This window comes from Bradyrhizobium sp. 27S5 (assembly GCF_037217225.1).
GTDB lineage: Bacteria > Pseudomonadota > Alphaproteobacteria > Rhizobiales > Xanthobacteraceae > Bradyrhizobium > Bradyrhizobium septentrionale.
Map to the genome: position 1 here is coordinate 3,001,686 of NZ_CP147714.1, position 23,048 is coordinate 3,024,733.

The following is a 23,048-nucleotide window of genomic DNA, read 5'->3' on the forward strand; positions in this document are numbered from 1 at the left end:
ATGCTCTTAAGGCGCTTGATCGCCATGCGGGCATCGGCATGATCCGATTCGGGAGGACTGGATTCGCCAATGTCTTTTGCCGCTGAATCTGTTGCCGCTGACACGATGTTCGGGCCCGTGCCCTGATGGGCGGCAGCTCGCTTGCCACCCGCCTGTTCGTCTCGGCGACTGCCTGGGTGGTGGTGATCCTGGCGATCACCGGCGTCATCCTGTCGTCGGTCTATCGCGACGCGACCGAGCGCGCCTTCGACCGGCGGCTCAATCTCTATCTGCGCACCCTGATCGCTGAGGTGGCGACGCCGGACGAGCCGGCGGACCGCCAGTTCCAGTCGCTCGGCGAGCCGCTGTTCGACCTGCCGTTGTCGGGTTGGTACTGGCAGATCACCCGCACCGACACCGAAAAGGGCGAGACCCGCGCCTCGCGCTCGCTGTGGGACAAGAAGCTGCCGAAGCTCGAGGAGCACGGCGCCGAGCTGACCGCAGCGGGCGTCCGCCTCGGCTATGTCGACGGACCCGAAGGCCAGAGCCTGCGCGTGGTGGAGCGTCCCGTCGATCTCGGCGCCGACGGCAAGTTCCTGGTCAGCGTCGCCGGCGACGCCACCGAGATCTTCGATGAGACGCGCAGCTTCGACTATTATCTGTTCGGCACCTTTGCTGCCCTCGGCATCGTGCTGCTGCTGACCACGATCTTCCAGGTGCGCTATGGCCTCGCACCGCTCAAGCGCATTTCGGATTCGATCGCCGATATCCGCTCCGGCCGCGCCGAGCGGCTGGAAGGCCGGTTTCCGGTCGAGATCGCGCCGCTCGCGCGCGAGACCAATGCGCTGATCGATGCCAACCGGGAGATCGTCGAGCGGTCTCGGACCCATGTCGGCAACCTCGCCCATGCGATCAAGACGCCGCTATCGGTGATCGTGAACGAGGCGGCCGCGCATGCCGCCGATCCCTTTGCCAGCAAGGTGCTGGAGCAGGCCGACGTGATGCGGGACCAGGTCGCGCACCACCTCGAGCGTGCGCGGATCGCCGCCCGGGCCACCATCGTCAGCACCATCACCGACGTCGCACCCGCGATCGAGGCGCTGCGTCGGACCATGGAGAAGATTCATCGCGACCGCGACCTCGCCATCGAGGCGAAGGCCGATCCGGCGGCACGGTTTCGCGGCGAGCGGCAGGACCTCGAGGAGATGGTCGGCAATCTCGTCGACAACGCCTGCAAATGGGCGGCCTCGCAGGTGTTCATCGAGGTCACAGTCGTGCCGCCGGAGGCGCAGGGCGCCGGGCCGAAGCTGCGCATCGTGGTCGATGACGATGGACGCGGCCTGTCCGAGGACGAGCGCGCCCAGGTGGCGCGGCGCGGCCAGCGGCTCGATGAATCAAAGCCCGGTTCGGGGCTTGGCCTGTCAATCGTGACCGACCTCGCCGGCCTCTATGGCGGCAATCTCACCCTGAATAACGCGCCGGTCGGCGGCTTGCGGGCCGAGCTCGTGCTGCCGGCGGTCTAAGCCGTGGTGGGATTGGGTTGAGCTGGAGAGGCAGCGAAGTCTCACCTCTCCCTTGGGAGAGGTCGGCGCGTAGCGCCGGGTGAGGGATTACGGTCTCTCGTTAGATCCGCGGCCCCTCACCCGATTTGCTGCGCAAATCGACCTCTCCCCGTCGGGGAGAGGTGAGCAGAGTCCGTGATCAACCCGGCCGAGCCCCCCGGCACGGAACCGTCATTATTCCTAAACGGCTTCTTAACGCGCCCACCTCTATCATCGCGGGCGGACGGGCTGCGGCGGTTGTGCCGGGCACCAAGCTTTCACGACCGGGCGCATGAGCCAGAAATCGACCGAGCGGCTGAGGGATTATCTCGCACAGCTTCCGCCGCAATCGCAGGCACTGCTGATGCGCGAGCTGGAGCGCGCCGTCGAACGCGGTGACGACGTCACTGTTGCCAATCTGGTCCTGGAGCAGCTGCGCAAGATCGTGCGCGGAGCCGAGGAGGACGAGCAGATCGAGCCGCGCAGCGACGATCCGGCGCGGCTGCTGTTCCGGCCGCTCGAACCGTTCCTTGCCGAGACCAATTTCCCGACGCGAGCGGGCCAGCTGCGGCGCGCCTCACTGCTGCCGATCTGGCAGTGGCTGGCCCGTGAGGGCGCGCCGGAGGCGGCCCGCGAATTCGAAGCGGCGCTCGCCGCGGCCACGGAGAGCGGTCCGATGGAGATCGCCGCGCGCAGGTTCCAGCTGGCTGCCGCGGAAGCCATTCTCAAGATTGCGGCGCCGGCTCAGGGCGACGATCGCCAGCGTGCGTTGTTGCGCGTCGGTCCGACCAGCGTGGTCGAGGATTTGCTGCCGATCGGCCTGGTCCTGCAGGCCCGCGAAGCGCTGGAGACCCTGGGAAGCCGGCTGCCGAGCCAGATCCGGGTGTTCGCCGATTCCCAGATCGCCTCCGCCACCGAGGCGCTCAAGCTGCCGTCGCTGCAGACGCCGCAGCTGTTGCCCTTCGCGTTGTCATTGATTGCGCAGCGGCTCGCTGCGCCATGGCAGATCATCCGCCTCGCCATCAAGATGGCGGCCTCCGACGACGAATTGCGGGTTGCGGCAACGCCCTACGGCGTCGCCGTCACCATCGCGCTGCACGACCTGTCATTTGTCGCGGCCTGTCTGCGCACCGACATCAGGCGCGGGCATTTCGATTATGTCGGTGAGCAGCTCAAGACCCTGCATGACGGCGTCCGCGGCCTGCGCACCGAGCTCGATCTGCGCAACGATTCCACCTGGGGCCGCCAGCTCACCTCGGTGCGCGCCGATACCTCCAACGCGCTGCAATCGGAGATCGACAGCGTGCCGGGCCGGGTCCGCCGCATCCTGCGCCAGCGCGCCGACAAGGATATTGCCGCCGGCGCCAAGATCGACATGTCCGAGGTCGAGGACGCCGCCGCCCTGATCGATTTCGTCGCGGTCTGCCGCACCTATGCCAGCGAGCTCGCCATCAACGAGGTGACGCTGCGGACCTTCTCCGACCTGCAGCATTATGTCGAGCAATCGACCGAGGGGCTGGTGCAGTCGCTGCGCGGCGGCGACGCCCGGGTCCGGGCGTTCCGTCAACAGCAGGTCAAGGCCGCGATCCGCTTCTGCGAGGTGCTGTTCGGCCACGACTACGCCTCCCTGATGAACAGGGCGGCCGAAAACGCCGTCACCGGCGAGCGCAAATCGTCCCGCGCGGGGTAGGGAGACGGCAGGAATAACAGGCGAAAAAGAACGAGGAATTGCGGTGCCGGCACTGTCACCGCAACTACCGCGGCCAATTTGAAGATTGACTGGCATGGCCGCCAGCTGGTTCAGCGCTACATCGATTGGCTCGAATCTGACCGCTGACAGTTCGGCCAAACTCACTCCCCGTCGCGCTTCTGAAGCCGGGAAGCCAATCGAGCCTGCGCTTCGCTTATACTCTGATGCAACTTCGCGCGATCTACGTCCGCCAAGTAGCGTCTCTCGATCTTGTCCAGTGAAGATCGGACGTTATCCGCCAGCAAACCAAGCCGCTCCAACTCAGACGAACGTTCCCACAACGAGAAATCTATACTGTCACCAACTGATACGGAGTTGTCGGCTATCTTGTAGCTGAGATAGTGGTCAGGTGGAGGCGCAACGATCGAACCATCCATTATCTTTGGAAGAACCAGTACGCCGGATATTGGAGAGGAGAATGGAACTCCCTCAAAAGAAGCGAATATCTCATCTTCAAATGCCCACGAAAGATTCTTGCTGCCAGCGTTCACTGTCGTGATTGGCCTGACAAGAAACTTAAAGGGCGCGTCACTTTGCCTACCTATGGTACGTCTCCTGGTTTTTCTGCTCAACCTGCAGGTTCGGTACGTCACTGTCCTCTACCAACGGAGCGTCAACGTGGGATTACGGTGACAGTGCATTCAATTTTAGGTCACGCCCTGACGGGAAGTACTGCCGGACAATCTTATAGGTCAAACAATTAAATGCACCGTAGTTCGTGAGCGTTTCGACGGTAAACCGACGAGGATTACGGTGACAGTGCATTTAATTGCAAAGTCGCGCCCTGAGGGGAAGCACTGCCGGACAATCTTATAGGTCAAACAATTAAATGCACCGCAGTTCGCAAGCATTTTCGACGGCAAACCGACGAGCCCGCCACGGCGGGACGACAAGTGTTTGCACAATTTCGGAATAATAGAAGTGTGGTGCTGATTTGCCCGACATGTCAAGTCGTCATTCGGGTGTCGGCGGCCGCCGGCTACTTTGCATGGGGTTGTTTTCGATATTTTGGTCGCGCGCACCTTCGCGACGGGTATTGGAGCATCGGCTCCGAACCGGTGCTGGCTTCGCCCGGAAACGCTCTTGCAATACCGCCGGAACGGCCACCGGAAGCCGCCTGTTCCCACCGTCCGCCGATCCAGCAATTGTCAATTGCCGGGCTCGCCGCCGGTAGTGTAAAGCGATTCTAAGGCGGCTTGCCGGAAGCCGCCGTTCCATCCGGGAACCGCCTGATGACGCTGTGGTTTGTGTTCGCGCTGATGACGGTCGCGGCGATCTTTGCCGTGCTGTGGCCGCTCAGCCGGCGCGGGCGGACGGATACCGGCGGTAGCGAGGTCGTGGTCTACCGCGACCAACTCGCCGAAATCGACCGCGACATGGCCGCAGGCATCATCGGTGCCGCCGAGGCCGATGCCGCGCGGATCGAGATCAGCCGCCGGCTGCTGGCCGCCGCCGACCAGAGTGGACGCGAAATCCCGGTGCAAGGCAGTCTCACGCTGCGGCGGGCGGCTGCGATCGTGGCGCTGGTCGGGTTGCCGGTCATTGCCTCCGGCTTCTATCTCGCGCTCGGTTCGCCGCGGCTTGGCGACTTCCCGCTCGCCGAGCGCAGCCGGGTCGCCGATGCCAACCAGCCGCTCGCCAATCTGGTCGCGCAGGTCGAGGCCCATCTGGAGAAGAACCCGACCGACGGCCGCGGCTGGACGGTGTTGGCGCCGGTGCTGTCGCGCCTCGGTCGCTACGATGACGCCGTCCGCGCCTATCGCAATGCCATTACCTACGCCGGCGACAGCGCCGATCGCCGCGCCGATCTCGGCGAGGCAATGATCGGGACCGCCGGCGGCGTCGTCACCGCGGAAGCCAAGGCGGAGTTCGAGCGCGCCGTCGCGCTGAATGGCGACGATGCCAAGGCCAACTACTTCCTCGGTCTCGCCGCCGAGCAGGACGGCCGCAAGGCCGATGCCGCCGCGCTCTGGCAGAAGATGCTGGCGAAGGCGCCACAGGATGCGCCGTGGCGGCCGCTGGTGCAGGCCGCGCTGGTCCGGGTCGGCGGCGTCAGCGCACCCGCCTTGCCCGACGGCGCAATGGCCGCGGCCAAGGATATGAGCGAGGCCGATCGCGGCACCATGATCCAGGGTATGGTCGATCGGCTGGCAACGCGGCTGAAGACCAATGGCGACGATGTCGAGGGCTGGCTGCGGCTGGTCCGCGCCTATCTCGTGATGGGGGAGCGCGACAAGGCGATGAGTGCGCTTGCGGATGCCCGTCAGGCGGTGGCCAACGATGCCGATCGGTTGCGTCAGCTCAATGAGGGGCTGAAGAATCTCGGGTTGGATGGATAAATCATGACGCCGAAAAGTGCACAGCGGTTTTCGGAGAACGTCATGCGCAAGGAAAAACCATGACCAGGAAGCAACGGCGTTTGACATTGATCGGCTGCGCGCTCGTCGTGCTGGCGATCGCCGCAGGCCTGGTGCTGAACGCGCTGCGCGATTCCATCGTGTTCTTCTCGACGCCGTCGATGGTCGCCGAGAAGCATCTCGGGCCGGGCAAGCGTTTCCGCCTCGGCGGCCTGGTCGAGCAGGGCTCGCTCAAGCGCGGCGACAATCTCGCCGTGACCTTCACCGTTGCCGACGGCGGCGCCACGCTGCCGGTCGCCTACAAGGGCATCCTGCCGGATCTGTTCCGCGAAGGGCAGGGCGTGGTTGCCGAAGGCGCGCTCGATGACAACGGCGTGTTCCGCGCCGACACCGTGCTCGCCAAGCATGACGAGACCTACATGCCGAAGGACGTCGCCGACGCGCTGAAGAAGCAGGGCCACTGGAAGGACGATTACGGGGCCAAGCCGAACAGCATGCCGAGCGCCTCCGCGGCGCCGACCCAGGGAGCGATGCGGTGATCGCCGAAAGCGGACATTACGCCCTGGTGCTCGCGCTCGGGCTGGCGCTGATCCAGTCGATCGTGCCGATCGTCGGCGCGCGCTGGCGCGATGCGGCGCTGATGAACGTGGCGCGCTCGACCGCGCTCGCCCAATTGCTGTTCGTCGCGGCATCGTTCGCAGCGCTGGTGACGTTGCACGTCAGCTCGGATTTCTCGGTCGTCAATGTCTACGAGAATTCGCATTCGCTGAAGCCGCTGCTCTACAAGATCACCGGCGTGTGGGGAAACCATGAAGGATCGATGCTGCTGTGGGTGTCGATCCTGGCGCTGTTCGGCGGCCTCGTCGCAGCCTTCGGCAACAATCTGCCGCTGTCGCTGCGGGCGCATGTGCTGGCGGTGCAGGCCTGGGTCGCCAGCGCGTTCTATCTGTTCATCCTGATCACCTCGAACCCGTTCCTGCGCATCGCCAATCCGCCGCTCGAGGGGCGCGACCTCAATCCGGTGCTGCAGGACATCGGCCTCGCAGTGCATCCGCCGATGCTCTATCTCGGCTATGTGGGTTTCTCGATCTCGTTCTCGTTCGCGGTGGCGGCGCTGCTGGAGGGGCGGATCGACGCCGCCTGGGCGCGTTGGGTGCGGCCGTGGACGCTGATGGCGTGGATATTCCTGACGCTCGGCATCGCGATGGGCTCTTACTGGGCCTATTACGAGCTCGGCTGGGGCGGCTGGTGGTTCTGGGATCCGGTCGAGAACGCCTCGCTGATGCCGTGGCTTGCCGGCACTGCGCTATTGCATTCGGCGCTGGTGATGGAGAAACGCAACGCGCTGAAGGTCTGGACCGTGCTGCTCTCGATCCTGACTTTCTCGCTGTCGCTGCTCGGCACCTTCCTGGTGCGCTCCGGCGTATTGACCTCGGTTCACGCCTTCGCCACCGATCCGACGCGCGGCGTGTTCATCCTCTTGATCCTGTTCGTCTTCATCGGCGGCAGCCTGTCACTCTATGCCTGGCGCGCGCCGGCGCTGAAGCAGGGCGGGCTGTTCGCGCCGATCTCGCGCGAGGGCGCGCTGGTGCTCAACAATCTGCTGCTCACCACCGCCTGCGCCACCGTGTTCATCGGCACGCTGTATCCGCTGGCGCTCGAGGTTTTGACCGGCGAGAAGATCTCGGTCGGCGCGCCGTTCTTCAATTTCACCTTCGCGCCGCTGTTCGTACCGCTGCTGCTCGCGGTGCCGTTCGGGCCGCTGCTGGCCTGGAAGCGCGGCGACCTGCTTGGCGCGGCGCAGCGGCTGATGGTCGCCGGCATCGCTGCGCTGGTTGCGATTGCGCTGGTCTGGGCGTGGACCTATGGCGGTGCGACGCTGGCGCCGCTTGCGATCGGGCTTGCCGTGTTCGTGATATCAGGCGCGCTGTGCGATCTCGCCGAACGCGTCGCGCTGTTCCGGATTCCGCTGTCGCTCTCGCTGCGGCGCGCGCGCGGCCTGCCGCGTGCGACCTGGGGCACCGCCTTCGCCCATGCCGGTCTCGGCGTCGCGCTGATCGGGATCGTCTGCGAGACCACCTGGAACAGCGAATATATCGGCGCGATGAAGCCGGACGACGTCGCCCGGGTCGCCGGCTACGAGTTGCGGCTCGACGGCGTGAACGCACGGCAGGGGCCGAACTACCGCGAGATGGTCGCGCAATTCACCGTGACCCGTGACGGCGACAAGGTCAGCATGATGACCCCGTCGAAGCGCAACTTCACGACCCGCGGCGCCTCGACCACGGAGGCCGCGCTGCTGACCCGCGGCGCCAGCCAGCTCTACATCTCGCTCGGCGACACCTCGGCCGACGGTGCGATCGCGGTGCGCATCTATCACAAGCCGCTGGTGCTGATGATCTGGTGGGGGCCGGTGCTGATGGCGTTCGGCGGCATGCTGTCGCTGTCCGACCGCCGCTTGCGGGTCGGTGCGCCGAAACCGGCCACCAAGGCGGCGCGCGCATTGCAGGCGGCCGAGTGATGCGGCCGCGCAGCCTAGCAGCCGCCGTGCTTGCGGCGATCCTGATGTTCGGTGCGATGCCCGCCCGGGCCGTGCTGCCCGACGAGATCATGGCGGATCCGGCCAAAGAGGCGCGGGCGCGCGAGCTCTCCAGGGAACTGCGCTGCATGGTTTGCCAGAACCAGTCGATCGACGATTCGGAGGCGCCGCTGGCGCGCGACCTCCGCCTCCTGGTCCGCGAACGCATCGCGGCCGGCGACAGCGACCGCCAGGTGATCGATTTCCTGGTCGCCCGTTACGGCGAATTCGTGCTGCTGAAGCCGCGCCTCAATGAGCATACGCTGCTGCTGTGGCTGACCCCGCCGCTGGCGCTTCTGCTGGGTGGTTTTGCGCTCTGGCGGCTCGGCCGGCGCAAGGCAAATTCGGCCGCGGGCGAGGGCGATTCCGCCCCCGGATTGACCTCCGACGAGCAGGCCCGCCTGGAACGGCTCTTGGCGGCTGAATCCGGGCCGGACAGACCGGTTTAGTTCCCCCTTTTAAGCCCTTTATTTGCCTGCGCTATTCTGCCGCAGCATCGGCCCGCTCAATTACAAAAGTTTAATTCCGCAGCCAGCGCGCTGTAAGGCTGATGACCCCATGTTCAGACGCATCAGGTGCTTGCCCCCGCACCAATGATTCTGGCCCTGGAGATTTCAGCCAATGACCGAACGTCCCGACCTCTCGACCCTCCCGTCCTACAAGGCGCCGAAGCGCTCGCTGTTTTCTGCTCGCAAACTCGCGCTGATGGCGTCGGTCGTGGCCGGCCTCGGTGCCGCCACCTATGGCCTCAGCCCCTCGCATAATCCTGCCGACCTGTTCACGACGCCTGCGCACGCCCAGGTCAACAACGAGGTCCGCAAGGTCCAGCAGCCGGTTGGGTTTGCCGACATCGTCGAGCGCGTCAAGCCGTCGGTGATCTCGGTCAAGGTCAACATCAACGAGAAGGTCGCCAAGGACGACAGCAGCAACAATGACGACTCGCCGTTCCAGCCGGGTTCGCCGATGGAGCGCTTCTTCCGCCGCTTCGGCGGTCCGGATGGCTTGCCCCCGGGCCTGCGCGGTGGACCGCGCGGCGGCGGCCGGGCCGTGACCGGCCAGGGCTCCGGCTTCTTCATCTCGGCTGACGGCTTTGCCGTGACCAACAATCACGTCGTCGACGGCGCCGATAAGGTCGAAGTCACCACCGACGACGGCAAGACCTATTCCGCCAAAGTGATCGGCACCGATCCGCGCACCGACCTCGCGCTGATCAAGGTCGAGGGCGGCTCGAACTTCCAGTTTGCCAAGCTCTCCGATAGCAAGCCGCGCATCGGCGATTGGGTGCTGGCGGTCGGCAATCCCTTCGGTCTCGGCGGCACCGTGACCGCGGGCATCGTCTCCGCCTCCGGCCGCGACATCGGCAACGGCCCGTATGACGATTTCATCCAGATCGATGCGCCCGTGAACAAGGGCAATTCGGGTGGCCCGGCGTTCGACGTGTCCGGTGAGGTGATGGGCGTCAACACGGCGATCTATTCGCCGTCCGGCGGCAGCGTCGGCATCGCGTTCTCGATCCCGGCCGCGACCGTGAAGAGCGTCGTTGCCCAGCTGAAGGACAAGGGCTCGGTCAGCCGCGGCTGGATCGGCGTCCAGATCCAGCCGGTGACCTCCGACATCGCCGACAGCCTCGGCATGAAGAAGGCCGAAGGCGCGCTGGTTGCCGAACCGCAGGCCAACGGCCCCGCGGCCAAGGCCGGCATCGAGTCCGGTGACGTCATCACCGCCGTCAATGGCGAGCCGGTGAAGGATGCGCGCGAGCTCGCCCGCACCATCGGCGGCCTCGCGCCCGGCAATGCCGTGAAGCTGAACGTGCTGCACAAGGGCCAGGACAAGACCATCAACCTCACGCTCGGCCAGTTGCCGAACACCCTGGAAGCCAAGGCTGACACCGACAACAGCGACAAGGGCAACTCGTCCCGCGGCACCGACGTGCCGAAGCTGGGCCTCACCGTGGCGCCCGCCAACAGCGTGGCCGGTGCCGGCAAGGAAGGCGTGGTCGTGACCGAAGTCGATCCCAAGAGTGCCGCCGCCGAGCGGGGCTTCAAGGAAGGCGACGTGATCCTCGAGGTCGCCGGCAAGTCGGTCGGCACTGCCGGTGAGGTGCGTGATGCGATCACCGCGGCGCGCAGCGACAACAAGAACAGCGTTCTCATGCGCGTGAAGAGCGGCGGTTCGTCGCGCTTTGTGGCAGTGCCTTTGGCCAAGGGATAACTATCTATGAGTTGGAAGGTGTCGCCGGCATCAGTCGCCCCCGCCGACGGCGCTTTCCGGGGGGCGGGCCCCTTGCTCGCTCCCTATGTTGCCTTTCGATGGAATATGCCCCCCTCTGTCGGAAGGTCTCAGGGCGGTGAGGTCCCCCAGCTTCACCGCCCACTTTTCTCTAACAATTCGAGATTATGCGCGGTCGTCTTGCATGTGCAGGCCGGCCGCGCCATGCTGACAGAGGGCCAATTCCCGTGACTGCAACCGCTCCGCAAATGCGCATCCTGATCATCGAAGACGACCGCGAGTCAGCCGACTATCTGGTCAAGGCATTCCGCGAAGTCGGCTATATCGCCGATCTCGCCGCCGACGGCGAGGAAGGGCTGTCGATGGCCGACACCGGTGATTACGACGTGCTGGTTGTGGACCGCATGCTGCCGAAGCGGGACGGCCTGTCGCTGATCGGCATTCTGCGCGACAAGGGCAACCGGACGCCGGTCCTGATCCTCTCGGCGCTCGGCCAGGTCGACGACCGCATCAAGGGCCTGCGCGCCGGCGGCGACGACTATCTGCCAAAACCCTATTCCTTCGCCGAGCTGCTTGCGCGCGTCGAGGTGCTGTCGCGGCGCAATGTCGGGCCGGCCGAGGAGACCACCTATAAGGTCGGCGATCTCGAGCTCGATCGGCTGTCGCATCGCGTCGCCCGCGGCAAGGATGAGCTGACCTTGCAGCCGCGCGAATTCCGCCTGCTCGAATATCTGATGAAGCACGCGGGGCAGGTGGTGACGCGCACGATGCTGCTCGAGAACGTCTGGGATTATCATTTCGATCCGCAGACCAACGTCATCGACGTGCACATTTCCCGGCTGCGCTCCAAGATCGACAAGGGTTTTGAGCGGCCGCTGCTGCACACGATCCGCGGCGCGGGGTATATGATCAGAGATGGCATCAGGTAGATCGTGACGGCATTCGGTAAACTGATCCGGACCACGGCGTTTCGGCTGACGCTGGTCTATCTGTTCCTGTTTGCGCTGTTCGCTGCCTCGCTGCTGGCGTATTTCGCCTGGAACACGCGGCGGCTGATCACCGAGCAGATCACCACGACCGTCAACGTGGAGATCGGCGAGATCACTGCCATCTATAACCGTCGCGGCCTGCACGGCCTGCTGACCACCATGGGCAATCGCGCGCTGCGGCCGGGCGCCAATCTCTATCTCTTGACGGCGCCGAACGGGCAGGCGCTGGCCGGCAATGTCGGCTCGCTGGCGCCGGGCGTAATGAGCCTCCAGGGCTGGAGCGAGACCGCCTATCGCCGGTTCGACGACCAGGACAACACAGATCACCGCGCGCTGGTTCGGGTCACCGAGATGGACAACGGTTTCCGTCTCCTGGTCGGACGCGACCTTGAGGAGCGGCGGCGGATGTTCGGCATCGTCGCCAAGGCCGCGCAATGGTCGATCCTCGTCGTTGTCGTGCTCGGTATCGGCGGCGGCATCTTCGTCGCCCGCCGCGTGCTGCGCCGGATCGACGCCATGACCGGCACCACCAAACGCATCATGGCGGGCGATCTGTCCGGCCGGCTGCCGGTCGGCCGCAGCGGCGACGAGCTCGACCGCCTTGCGGAAAATCTCAACGCCATGTTGGAGCGTATCGAGGCGCTGATGACGGGGCTGAAGGAGGTCTCCGACAACATCGCCCACGACCTCAAGACGCCGCTGACGCGGCTGCGCAACCGCGCCGAGGAGGCCTTGGCGCGATCGGGGAGCGAGGCCGATTATCGCGCGGCGCTGGAGCGGACGATCGAGGAGTCCGACGGGCTGATCCGCACCTTCAACGCCCTGTTGATGATCGCGCGAGCCGAGTCCGGCCAGGCGCGGGGCAACATGGACGATTTCGACGGCGCCGATGTCGCCAACGGCATCCACGAATTGTACGAGCCGCTCGCCGAGGACGACGGCATGACGCTGCAGGTCAAGACCATGCCGGCCCCGATTCACGGCAACCGCGAATTGATCAGCCAGGCGGTCGCCAATTTGGTCGAGAATGCCATCAAGTACGGCAAGCCGGACGCGGGCGTGGAGCCGCTGAAGGCGGATGCGCGCGAGATCCTGATCGAGGCGCGGCGCGAGGGCGACCAGGTCCTGCTCAGCGTCACCGACCATGGTCCGGGCATCCCCGAGGGCGACCGCAAGCACGCGGTGGAGCGCTTCGTCCGGCTCGAGGCGAGCCGTACCTTGCCCGGTTCCGGCCTCGGCCTCAGCCTGGCCTCGGCGGTTGCCACGCTCCATGGTGGCGAGCTGCGGCTGAGCGACGCCCATCCTGGGCTGGTGGCGACCCTGGTGCTGCCGGCGCGGGCGGGCGGCAGTGACAGGCTTGCGGCTCAAACGCAGGATGTGCCACAGAAGGCGGCATGAATGCCGCCGCGCCGGGAAACGCGGATCGACATCGTCTGGCCGCGCGGTTCGCGGACGGACCGCATGTCGCCGTTTCCGTATCCGCCGATCAGCGCCTGACCGACTGGTTCGCCGAGCTCGAACCGGCGCAATCGGCTGCGCTTGCGGCGCTGCTGGAGCAGCCGTTCGCGCGGGACATCCTGCGCGGTATCGCCGAATTCTCGCCATACCTGTTCGAGCTCGCGCGCTCGGACGCCGCGCGGCTGATCAGGATCCTGTCATGCGACCCCGAGTCGCATCTTGCCGACCTGATCGAGACCACGTCGCGCGAGGTGCTCGCCGCCGGCAGCGAGGCCGACGTGATGCATCTGCTTCGCCGCATGAAGGCGGAGGCCGCGTTGATGATCGCGCTGTGCGACATCGGCGGCGTCTGGCCGGTGATGCGGGTGACCGCGGCGCTGACCGACATCGCGGTGACTTCGGTGCAATCGGCGCTGCGATATTTGTTCCGCCAGGAAATCGCCCGCGGCCGGATGACCGCCGTCGATCCTGAGCATCCTGAAGCGGGTTCGGGCCTGATCGTGCTCGCGATGGGCAAGATGGGCGCGGGCGAACTGAACTATTCCAGCGATATCGACCTGATCGTGTTCTTCGATCGCGCCGCCGCTACCTCGCTTGCCGAGGATATCGAGCCGCAGCCGTTCTATGTGCGCGTCACCCAGGCGATGGCGCGGATGCTGCAGCAGCGCTCGGGCGAAGGCTACGTCTTCCGCGTCGATCTCAGGCTGCGCCCGGACCCGGCCTCGACCCAGGTCGCGATCTCCACCGACGCAGCGCTGCATTACTACGAGCGCGAGGGACGCACCTGGGAGCGCGCCGCGATGATCAAGGCGCGGCCCTGCGCCGGCGATCCCAAGGCCGGCGACGCGCTGATCGCCGAGCTCGCGCCCTTCGTCTGGCGCAAGCATCTGGATTTTGCTGCGCTGACCGATGTCCACGACATGAAGCGGCAAATGCAGACCTATCGCGGCCAGAGCGAGATCTCGGTCGAGGGCCACAACGTCAAGGTCGGCCGCGGCGGCATCCGCGAGATCGAGTTCTTCGCCCAGACCCAGCAGCTGATCGCCGGCGGCCGCCATCCGGAGTTGCGGGTGCGGCCGACGCTGGAGGCGCTCAACGTGCTCGCCGACAGCAACTGGATCACCTTCGAGGCGCGCGACGAGCTGACGACGGCCTACGAATTCCTGCGCCGGGTCGAGCACCGGCTGCAGATGATCGCCGACGAGCAGACCCACTCGCTGCCCGAGGAGCCGGAAGCCGTCGAGCGCTTCGCGAATTTCTTCGGTTACGAGAATCGCGAGGCTTTTGCCAAGGACCTGCTCGGCCAGCTCAAGATCGTGCAGAACCACTACGGCAAGCTGTTCGAGGGTGACGATCCGACCGGCACCGCGAAGCTGCCGGATATCGACTACGGTGCTGGCCCAGAAGACGCCCGCCTGATCGAACATCTCGCTCATCTTGGGTTCAAGAAGCCAATTGCCGTCGCCGCAACACTGCGGCAGTGGATCGCGGGCGATTATCGCGCGCTGCGCGTGGAGGCGACGCGCGCCGCGTTCCTCGAGTTCATTCCGGGCCTGATCGACGGTCTCGCCGATGCCGAGGAGCCGGACGATGCCGTGGCGGCGTTCGACCGCTTCCTCGGCGCGCTGCAGCGGGGCGGGCGGCTGATCTCGCTGCTCAGCCAGAACCGCGACTTCGTCGCGCTGGTGGCGCTGATCCTTGGTGCTGCGCCGCGGCTCGGCGACATGCTGGCGCGGCAGCCGCAGATCATGGACGGCCTGGTCGACCCGCGCTTTTTCGGTGCGATGCCGGACAAGAAGGAACTGTCGGAACGGCTTGCCGCCACGCTGCAGGATGCGTCGTCCTACGAGGATTTCCTCGACCGCCTCCGCCTGTTCGGCCAGGAGAGCCTGTTCCTGATCGGCACGCGGATCCTGTCAGGCACGGTGTCGGCGCAGCACGCCAGCACAGCCTTTGCCGACGTCGCCGAGGGCATCGTGCACACCGTGCACGGCCTCGTCATCGATCAGTTCGCCGCGCAATATGGTCGGATCAAGCGGCAGGAGACCGCGATCATCGCGATGGGCCGGCTCGGCAGCCGCGAGATGACGGCGTCTTCCGACCTCGATTTGATTCTGCTCTACGATTTCGACAGCGAAGCGCCGGATTCCGACGGCGAGCGTTCGCTGCACGGTGCGCAGTATTTTGCCCGCTTCACCCAGCGCCTGATCAGCGCCTTCACGACCCGCACCAATTACGGCGTGCTCTACGAGGTCGACATGCGGCTGCGCCCGTCCGGCCGCGCCGGCCCGGTCGCCTCGCGGATCGATGCCTTCGCCGACTACCAGGAGCGCGAGGCCTGGACCTGGGAGCACATGGCGCTGACGCGCGCACGCGTGATCTCGTCGTCGCCTGCATTCCGCGAGCAGATCGAGGCGATCATCCGCCGCGTCCTGACCCGTCCGCGCGATGCGGCGTCGACCGCGGCCGACGTTGCCGACATGCGGCGGGCGATCGCGCTGGAGAAGGGCGAGGACGATGTCTGGGACCTCAAGCTCGCCGCCGGCGGGCTCGTCGACATCGATTTCATCGCGCAATATCTTCAGCTAACGCATGCTTCAGTGAAGCCGGAAATCCTCAGCGTCTCTACGCTGCAGGTGCTCGAGCATGCCGCGAGGCTCGGCCTGCTTGGCCAGTCCGAGGCCGAGATCTTACGCTCGGCGGCGCGGCTCTATCACGATCTGACGCAGATCCTGCGGCTCTGCGTCACCGGCAAGTTCAATCCGGAGACCGCGGGCGAGGACCTGCGGCGCGTGATGGCGCGGGCCGGCGACGCGCCGGATTTCTCCGCGCTGGAAGCGCGCCTGCGCGAGACCCAAAGCGAGGTACGCCGCGTCTTCAACGCGATCGTCGGCGGCGGCTAACTCTCGACCCGTCATCCTGAGGAGCCGCGTAGTGGCGTCTCGAAGGATGCACGGCCACACTCGGGCCGTCGACCCTTCGAGACGCGCGCAAGAGCGCGCTCCTCAGGGTGACGGTCTAAGAGTACGAGCGTCGTCGGCCTGCTACGCCTGCTGTTTCAGCTTCTGCAGTGCGTCCAGCACGTCAGGGTCGAGACCGGCGCCGCCGGCGTCGAGATGGGCGAAGATCTGCTTGCGCATCCGCGGGTCCCAGAATTTCCAGATGTGCTCGGAGATGCCCTGTACGGCGCGGTCGTGGCCCTGGCTGTGGAAGAACTTCCCGATCTGGTTCGCCATGTAGATCAGTTTTTCAGGCGACGACGACATAAGCGGACTCCTTGCCGGCCACCGCGCCGGTGACGCGTTCCGGATGCGTAAAGATTTCAAATCCATCCGCACGCGCGATCGCGGCGAGCGTGATGCCGGCGGCGCCCGCCATCCGCACCGCAAGCGCCGTGGGAGCCGATACCGCTGCGATCAGCGGCGCACCAATTGCAGCGGTCTTCTGCACCATTTCGACCGAGACGCGGCTGGTCAGCAGCACCATGCCGTCGCTGGCTGTGACCTTGTCGCGGGCCAGCGCGCCGGCGAGCTTGTCGAGCGCATTGTGACGGCCGACATCCTCGCGCAGCGCGACGATGCCGCGTGTCGCGGTCCAGAACGCGGCGGCGTGCACGGCGCGGGTCTGGTGGTTGATCTCCTGCAGCGGCGCGACCGCCGCTACCGCGGTCATGATCTCGCGCGGCGAGAAGACGCGGCCTGCGGGGACGACTGCCGCCGGCCGGACGGCCTCGGCGATGGAATCGATGCCGCAGAGGCCGCAGCCGGTCGGGCCCGCGATGTTTCTGCGGCGCTGGGCGATCTGCGCGGCCTTGTCAGGCCTGAGCCACATCCGAAGCTCGATGCCGTCATCGAGCTCGACGATGTCGAGGGTTTCGATCTCGTCGGCCGATTGCACGATGCCTTCGCCGAGGCTGAAGCCGACAGCGAAGTCGCCGAGGTCCTCGGGCGAGCCCATCATCACGGCGTAGGCGCCGCCATTATAGGTCAGCGCGAGCGGCGTCTCTTCCGGGATCAGGCGCGCGCCGTCGCTGAAGACGCCGTTGCGCCAGACCTTCCGGTTCGCCTGGTGGACGGGCTCGCGCATCGTCACTCCGCGGCTTCCACCACCGGCGCGATGCGGCGGGAGTGGCGGGCCTGTTCGTCATAGGCCTTCTGCCAGTCGGACGGACCGTTCGACGGCGAGATCTGCACGGCAGTGACCTTATACTCCGGACAGTTGGTCGCCCAGTCGGAGAAGTCGGTCGTGATGACGTTGGCCTGGGTGTCCGGGTGGTGGAACGTGGTGTAGACCACGCCCGGCGCCACGCGGTCGGTGATCTCGGCGCGCAGCGTCGTCTCGCCGGCGCGGCTCGCCAGCCGGACCCAGTCGCCGTCGCGCACGCCGCGCAGCTCGGCATCGTGCGGATGGATCTCGAGGCGATCCTCGGCGTGCCAGACCACGTTCTCGGTGCGCCGGGTCTGCGCGCCGACATTGTACTGGCTGAGGATGCGGCCGGTGGTGAGCAGCAGCGGGTAGCGCGGGCCGGTGCGTTCGTCGGTCGCGACATACTCGGTGACGATGAACTTGCCCTTGCCGCGGACGAAGCCGCCGATATGCATGATCGGCGTGCCCTCCGGCGCCTTCTCGTTGCAGGGCCACTGCACCGAGCCGAGCTCGTCCAGCTTGGCGTAGGAGACGCCGGTGAAGGTCGGCGTCAGCGCCGCGATCTCGTCCATGATCTCCGACGGATGGTTGTAGTGCATCTCGAATCCCATCGCCTTGGCGAGCAGGATCGTCACTTCCCAGTCGGCATAGCCGTTGCGCGGCGTCATCACCTTGCGGACCCGCTGGATGCGGCGCTCGGCATTGGTGAAGGTACCGTCCTTTTCCAGGAAGGTCGAGCCGGGCAGGAAGACGTGGGCGTAGTTCGCGGTCTCGTTCAGGAACAGATCATGGACGATCACACATTCCATCGCCGACAGCGCCGCCACCACATGCTTGGTGTTCGGATCGGATTGCAGGATGTCCTCGCCCTGCACATAGAGGCCCATGAAGCTGCCTTCGATCGCAGCGTCGAACATGTTGGGGATGCGCAGGCCCGGCTCCTTGTTGAGCTTGACGTTCCACATCGCCTCGAACTGCTCGCGCACGGCGTCGCCCGAGATATGGCGATAGCCCGGCAGCTCGTGCGGGAACGAGCCCATGTCGCAGGAGCCCTGCACGTTGTTCTGACCGCGCAGCGGGTTCACGCCGACGCCGGGCCGGCCGATATTGCCGGTCACCATCGCAAGGTTGGCGATCGCGATCACGGTGGTCGAGCCTTGGCTGTGCTCGGTGACGCCGAGCCCGTAATAGATCGCGCCGTTGCCGCCGGTGGCGTAGATCCGCGCCGCCTCGCGCAGATCCTTGGGATCGACGCCGGTCATGATCGCGGTCGCTTCGGGGCTGTATTTCTCCTGGGCGACGAAGGCAGCCCATTCCTCGAACTCGCTCCAGTCGCAGCGCTCGCGAACGAAGCTCTCGTTGACGAGCCCTTCGGTGACGATGACGTGGGCGAGCGCCGTGACCACCGCGACGTTGGTGCCGGGCATCAGCGGCAGATGCAGCGCCTTCACATGCGGCGATTCCACCATCTCGGTGCGGCGCGGATCGAGCACGATCAGCTTGGCGCCCTGGCGCAGCCGCTTCTTCAGCCGCGAGGCGAACACCGGGTGTGCGGAGGCCGGGTTGGCGCCGATGATCATCACGACGTCGGTGTCCTCCACCGAGTCGAAATCCTGCGTGCCGGCCGAGGTGCCGAAGGTTTGCGACAGGCCGTAGCCGGTCGGCGAGTGGCAGACGCGGGCGCAGGTGTCGACATTGTTGTTGCCGAAGCCGCCGCGGATCAGCTTCTGCACCAGGTAGGTCTCTTCATTGGTGCAACGCGACGAGGTGATGCCGCCGACCGAGTCGCGGCCGTATTTCTGCTGGATGCCCTTGAACTTCGCGGCGGCGAAGTTGAACGCTTCGTCCCACGACACTTCCTGCCAGGGGTCCTCGATCCGTTCGCGGATCATCGGCTTCAGGATGCGCTCCTTGTGGGTGGTGTAGCCCCAGGCGAAGCGGCCCTTGACGCAGGAATGGCCGCGGTTGGCCTTGCCGCCCTTCCACGGCACCATGCGCACCACTTCCTCGCCGCGCATCTCGGCCTTGAAGGCGCAGCCGACGCCGCAATAGGCGCAGGTGGTGACCACCGAATGCTCGGGCTGGCCGATCTCGATCACGGATTTCTCGGTCAGCGTCGCGGTCGGGCACGCCTGCACGCAGGCGCCGCAGGACACGCATTCGGAGCCGAGGAAGCTCTCGCCCATGCCGGGCGAGACGCGGCTGTCGAAGCCGCGGCCGGAGATCGTCAGCGCGAAGGTGCCCTGCACCTCCTCGCAGGCGCGGACGCAGCGCGAGCAGACGATGCACTTCGACGGATCGTAGGTGAAGTACGGATTGGATTCGTCCTTCGGCATCCAGTTGTCGTTTTCGCAGCCGTGCGATTTGGCGAAGACGTGGTTCTCGCCCTCATAGCCGTAGCGCACGTCGCGCAGGCCGACGGCGCCCGCCATGTCCTGCAATTCGCAGTCGCCGTTCGCGGCGCAGGTCAGGCAGTCCAGCGGATGGTCGGAGATGTAGAGCTCCATCACGCCCTTGCGCAGCTTCTTCAGCCGCTCGCTCTGGGTGTGCACGACGAGGCCGTTCATCGCCGGCGTGGTGCAGGAGGCCGGCGTGCCGGCGCGCCCTTCGATCTCGATCAGGCAGAGCCGGCAGGAGCCGAACGCGTCGACCATGTCGGTCGCGCAGAGCTTTGGAATCTGGGTGCCGGCTTCCATCGCCGCGCGCATGATCGAGGTGCCCTCGGGCACCGTGACCTGATTGCCGTCGATGGTCAGCGTAACCATCGTCTCGGATTTGGATTTTGGCGTACCGAAATCGGTTTCCTGGATCAGCGACATCGTGATCTCCTTGCTATTCCGCGGCCTGCAGCCGGGCCGGTGCGGGACCTAAATCTCCGCCAAAATCTTCCCGGAAGTGTTTCAATGCGCTGAGCACGGGGTAGGGCGTGAAGCCGCCGAGTGCGCAGAGCGAGCCGAATTTCATGGTGTTGCAGAGGTCTTCGACCACCGCGAGGTTTTCCGCCACGCGCTCGCCGTTGATAATCTTGTTGATGGTCTCGACGCCGCGCGTCGAGCCGATCCGGCACGGCGTGCACTTGCCGCAGGATTCGACCGCGCAGAACTCCATCGCGAAGCGCGCCTGCTTGGCCATGTCGACGCTGTCGTCGAACACCACGATGCCGCCATGGCCGATCAGGCCGTCGCGCGCAGCAAACGCCTCGTAGTCGAACGGCGTGTCGAACAGCGCGCGGGGGAAGTAGGCGCCGAGCGGACCGCCGACCTGCACCGCGCGCACCTCGCGTCCGGTGAACGTGCCGCCGCCGATCTCGTCGACGAGCTCGCCAAGCGAGACGCCGAACCCGGTCTCGAACAGCCCGCCATATCTGATGTTGCCGGCGAGCTGGATCGGCATCGTGCCGCGCGAGCGGCCCATGCCGAAATCGGCATAGGCCCTGGCGCCGTTGTCGAGGATGAAGGGGATCGCCGCGAACGACAGCACGTTGTTGATCACGCTCGGGCGGCCGAACAGGCCCTTGTGCGCCGGCAGCGGCGGCTTCGCCCGCACAATGCCGCGGCGGCCCTCGAGGCTTTCCAACAGCGAAGTCTCCTCGCCGCAGACATAGGCGCCGGCGCCGACCCGCACCTCGAGATCGAACTCATGCACCGAGCCGCCGATGCGCTTGCCGAGCAAGCCGGCGCGCCGGGCGGCTGCGATCGCCGCGTTCATCGCCGCGACTGCGTGCGGATATTCCGAGCGGATGTAGATGTAGCCCTTGGTGGCGCCGACCGTGATGCCCGCGATCGTCATGCCCTCGATCACGACGAAGGGGTCGCCTTCCATGATCATGCGGTCGGCAAAGGTGCCGCTGTCGCCTTCGTCGGCGTTGCAGACGATGTATTTGCGGTCGGCGCTGGCCTGCGCCACCGTCTTCCATTTGATGCCGGTCGGAAAGCCGGCGCCGCCGCGGCCGCGCAGGCCCGAGGTGGTGACGTCGACCAGGATCTGGTCGGAGGTCAGCGTCAGCGCCCGCTCCAGGCCCTTGTAGCCGCCATGGGCGCGGTAGTCGTCGACCGAGCGCGGATCGACCACGCCGCAGCGCACGAAGGTCAGGCGGGTCTGGCGCTTCAGCCAGGGAATCTCGTCCGCGACACCAAGCCGCAGCACATGCTGGCCGTTGCCGGCCATCGCATCGAGCAGCGCAGGGACGTCAGACGCGGTCACCGGGCCGAACGCGACGCGGCCCTGGGCGGTCGCAAGCTCGACCATCGGCTCCAGCCAGCACAGCCCGCGCGAGCCGGTCCTGACGATCTCGACCGTTGCGCCACGCGCGGTGGCAGCCTGCTCGAAGGCGAGGGCGACATCGTCGGCGCCGACGGCGACCGCCGCGGCATCGCGAGGGATGTAAATTCGCATCGTCATCGCTGTGCCTCCGCAACCAGCGCATCGATCCGCGCCTCATCGAGCCGGCCGACCACGCGGCCATCCAGCATCGCCGACGGCGCGGTGGCGCACAGCCCGAGGCAGTAGATCGGCTCCAGCGTCACGCGCTCGTCCGCTGTGGTATGTCCCAGCGAAACGCCGAGCTTGGCCTCCGCGCGCGCCGCCAGCGCATCGCCGCCGGCAGCCTGGCAGGCCTCGGCGCGGCAGAGCTTCAGGACATGGCGCCCGGCCGGCTGCTTGCGGAAGTCGTGGTAGAAGGTGAACACGCCGTGCACCTCGGCGCGGGACAGATTGAGCGCTTCGGCGACCATCGGGATCGCCGGCTCCGGCACGTAGCCGAACGCCTCCTGCAGCGCGTGCAGGATCACCAGCGTGGCGCCTTCGAGCTTGGCGTGCTCGGCGATGATTTCAGCGCCACGCGCCGCGTCCCAGGGTTCGTATCCCACCGTCATTCGCGCTTCTCACGATCAGTTTTTTGCTTTGCACATCTGCATTGGAATCCTTCGAAACATCAATAAAGCTGTCTCATGCGGCGATTGCGAAACGCGATTAATAGCGTTGCGCAATCGGACGATTTGGGATCGCAATAATGGTCTGGAATCACGCACTTCCATCGCGTATTGGGATTGGGGATCGCGCGGCGGTCGTGGTACGTGTGACAGTGTTGGGACACCGTTTTTCCGATGGGGTTTGATCCTTGATCGACAAGCTGGAACTTCTGTTGGCACTGGCCAAGGAGCGGCATTTTGGCCGGGCCGCGGAGGCTTGCGGCGTCACCCAGCCGACCATGTCGACCAGCCTCAAGCAGCTCGAGGAAATCCTCGGCGTGATGCTGGTGCAGCGCGGCTCGCGCTTCCAGGGTTTCACGCCGGAGGGAGAGCGGACGCTCGACTGGGCCCGGCGCATCGTCGGCGATACCCGGGCGATGAAGCAGGAGATCAACAGCCTCAAGGACAAGCTGTCGGGCGAGATCCGGATCGCGGCGATCCCGACCGTGCTCGGCATGGTGGCCGCGCTCACCACGCCGTTCCGGGCGCGCCATCCCGATGTGCGCTTCCGCATCCAGTCCTGCACGTCGGCCGACGTGCTCGGCCTCTTGGAAAATCTCGAGGTCGATGCCGGGCTGACCTACATCGAGAACGAGCCGATCGGCAAGGTCCGCACCATCCCGCTCTACAACGAGAGCTATCGGCTGCTGACGGCGCCCGACGCGATGTTCGGCGACCGCAAGCAGGTGACGTGGAAGGAAGTCGGCACCGTGCCGCTCTGCCTGCTCACGCCCGACATGCAGAACCGCCGCATCATCGACCGTGCGCTGACCTCGGTCGGCGCGGAGGCGACGCCGACGCTGACCTCGAATTCGCTGCTGGTGCTTTACACCCATGTGAAGACCGGCCGCTGGGCCAGCGTGATGCCGGCCAAGCTCGCCGAGACGCTCGGCCTTGCGGATGCCGTGCGCAGCATTCCGATCGTCGATCCGGTGGTCGACTACAGCATCGGCATGGTGATCCCGCAGCGCGATCCGATGACGCCGCTGATCGCGGCCCTGGTGCAGGTCGCGCGCGAGGTCGCGCCGACGCTGGAGAGCGCGTAGCGGAG

General features: G+C 66.0%; 16 protein-coding genes. 11 read left to right on the forward strand and 5 right to left on the reverse strand.

Annotated features, from left to right (window positions below):
- The first annotated feature begins 125 nt into the window (after positions 1–125).
- From WDM24_RS13935 to WDM24_RS13980, 10 genes are all read left to right on the forward strand, one after another.
- Positions 126–1,502 carry a sensor histidine kinase gene (locus tag WDM24_RS13935; protein ID WP_338831635.1) on the forward strand — a complete coding sequence of 459 codons (1,377 nt, stop codon included), beginning with the start codon at positions 126–128 and terminating at the stop codon, positions 1,500–1,502.
- Positions 1,503–1,812: 310 nt separating this feature from the next.
- Positions 1,813–3,210, forward strand: a complete 1,398-nt coding sequence (locus WDM24_RS13940; protein ID WP_338831636.1) for a hypothetical protein — start codon at positions 1,813–1,815, stop codon at positions 3,208–3,210.
- A gap of 1,292 nt (positions 3,211–4,502) precedes the next feature.
- Positions 4,503–5,609 carry a c-type cytochrome biogenesis protein CcmI gene (gene ccmI, locus WDM24_RS13945; RefSeq protein ID WP_338831637.1) on the forward strand — a complete coding sequence of 369 codons (1,107 nt, stop codon included), beginning with the start codon at positions 4,503–4,505 and terminating at the stop codon, positions 5,607–5,609.
- A 59-nt stretch (positions 5,610–5,668) separates the two neighbouring features.
- Entirely contained in the window at positions 5,669–6,166 is a 498-nt protein-coding gene (ccmE, locus tag WDM24_RS13950; RefSeq protein ID WP_338831639.1) for a cytochrome c maturation protein CcmE, read from the forward strand.
- Positions 6,163–8,148, forward strand: a complete 1,986-nt coding sequence (locus WDM24_RS13955) for a heme lyase CcmF/NrfE family subunit (protein ID WP_338831641.1) — start codon at positions 6,163–6,165, stop codon at positions 8,146–8,148. The genes ccmE and WDM24_RS13955 overlap by 4 nt, the downstream gene beginning before the upstream one ends.
- The gene (locus WDM24_RS13960; protein ID WP_338831642.1) at positions 8,148–8,654 is read left to right on the forward strand and encodes a cytochrome c-type biogenesis protein; all 507 of its coding nucleotides are present in this window, start codon (positions 8,148–8,150) and stop codon (positions 8,652–8,654) included. The genes WDM24_RS13955 and WDM24_RS13960 overlap by 1 nt, the downstream gene beginning before the upstream one ends.
- Positions 8,655–8,826: 172 nt before the next feature.
- Complete coding sequence (locus WDM24_RS13965; protein WP_166293825.1) at positions 8,827–10,416, forward strand: Do family serine endopeptidase; 1,590 nt, start codon at positions 8,827–8,829, stop codon at positions 10,414–10,416.
- A 266-nt stretch (positions 10,417–10,682) separates the two neighbouring features.
- Positions 10,683–11,363, forward strand: a complete 681-nt coding sequence (locus WDM24_RS13970) for a response regulator transcription factor (RefSeq protein WP_166215344.1) — start codon at positions 10,683–10,685, stop codon at positions 11,361–11,363.
- A gap of 3 nt (positions 11,364–11,366) precedes the next feature.
- Positions 11,367–12,821 carry a sensor histidine kinase gene (locus WDM24_RS13975; protein ID WP_338831643.1) on the forward strand — a complete coding sequence of 485 codons (1,455 nt, stop codon included), beginning with the start codon at positions 11,367–11,369 and terminating at the stop codon, positions 12,819–12,821.
- Positions 12,818–15,784: a bifunctional [glutamine synthetase] adenylyltransferase/[glutamine synthetase]-adenylyl-L-tyrosine phosphorylase gene (locus WDM24_RS13980; protein WP_338831645.1), complete on the forward strand. Its 2,967-nt coding sequence runs from the start codon at positions 12,818–12,820 to the stop codon at positions 15,782–15,784. The genes WDM24_RS13975 and WDM24_RS13980 overlap by 4 nt, the downstream gene beginning before the upstream one ends.
- Positions 15,785–15,925: 141 nt before the next feature.
- On the opposite strand, the gene WDM24_RS13985 is transcribed toward WDM24_RS13980, so the two are convergent.
- The 5 genes from WDM24_RS13985 to WDM24_RS14005 are packed head-to-tail and all read right to left on the reverse strand — an operon-like array spanning position 15,926 to position 21,901.
- Positions 15,926–16,147 carry a formate dehydrogenase subunit delta gene (locus WDM24_RS13985; protein ID WP_166293831.1) on the reverse strand — a complete coding sequence of 74 codons (222 nt, stop codon included), beginning with the start codon at positions 16,145–16,147 and terminating at the stop codon, positions 15,926–15,928.
- Positions 16,131–16,967, reverse strand: coding sequence for a formate dehydrogenase accessory sulfurtransferase FdhD (gene fdhD, locus WDM24_RS13990; protein ID WP_338831646.1), 837 nt, complete (start codon positions 16,965–16,967; stop codon positions 16,131–16,133). The genes WDM24_RS13985 and fdhD overlap by 17 nt, the downstream gene beginning before the upstream one ends.
- A 2-nt stretch (positions 16,968–16,969) precedes the next feature.
- A complete protein-coding gene (fdhF, locus tag WDM24_RS13995; protein WP_338831647.1) occupies positions 16,970–19,846 on the reverse strand; it encodes a formate dehydrogenase subunit alpha in 2,877 nt (958 codons plus the stop codon).
- A gap of 13 nt (positions 19,847–19,859) precedes the next feature.
- A complete protein-coding gene (locus WDM24_RS14000; protein ID WP_338831648.1) occupies positions 19,860–21,428 on the reverse strand; it encodes an NADH-quinone oxidoreductase subunit NuoF in 1,569 nt (522 codons plus the stop codon).
- Positions 21,425–21,901 (reverse strand): formate dehydrogenase subunit gamma, encoded by a 477-nt coding sequence (locus tag WDM24_RS14005; protein WP_338831649.1) that lies wholly within the window; start codon positions 21,899–21,901, stop codon positions 21,425–21,427. Before WDM24_RS14005 ends, WDM24_RS14000 begins: the two co-directional genes overlap by 4 nt.
- Positions 21,902–22,146: 245 nt before the next feature.
- On the opposite strand from WDM24_RS14005, the gene WDM24_RS14010 reads away from it, so the two are divergent.
- A complete protein-coding gene (locus WDM24_RS14010; RefSeq protein WP_029082339.1) occupies positions 22,147–23,043 on the forward strand; it encodes a LysR family transcriptional regulator in 897 nt (298 codons plus the stop codon).
- Positions 23,044–23,048: the final 5 nt, after the last annotated feature.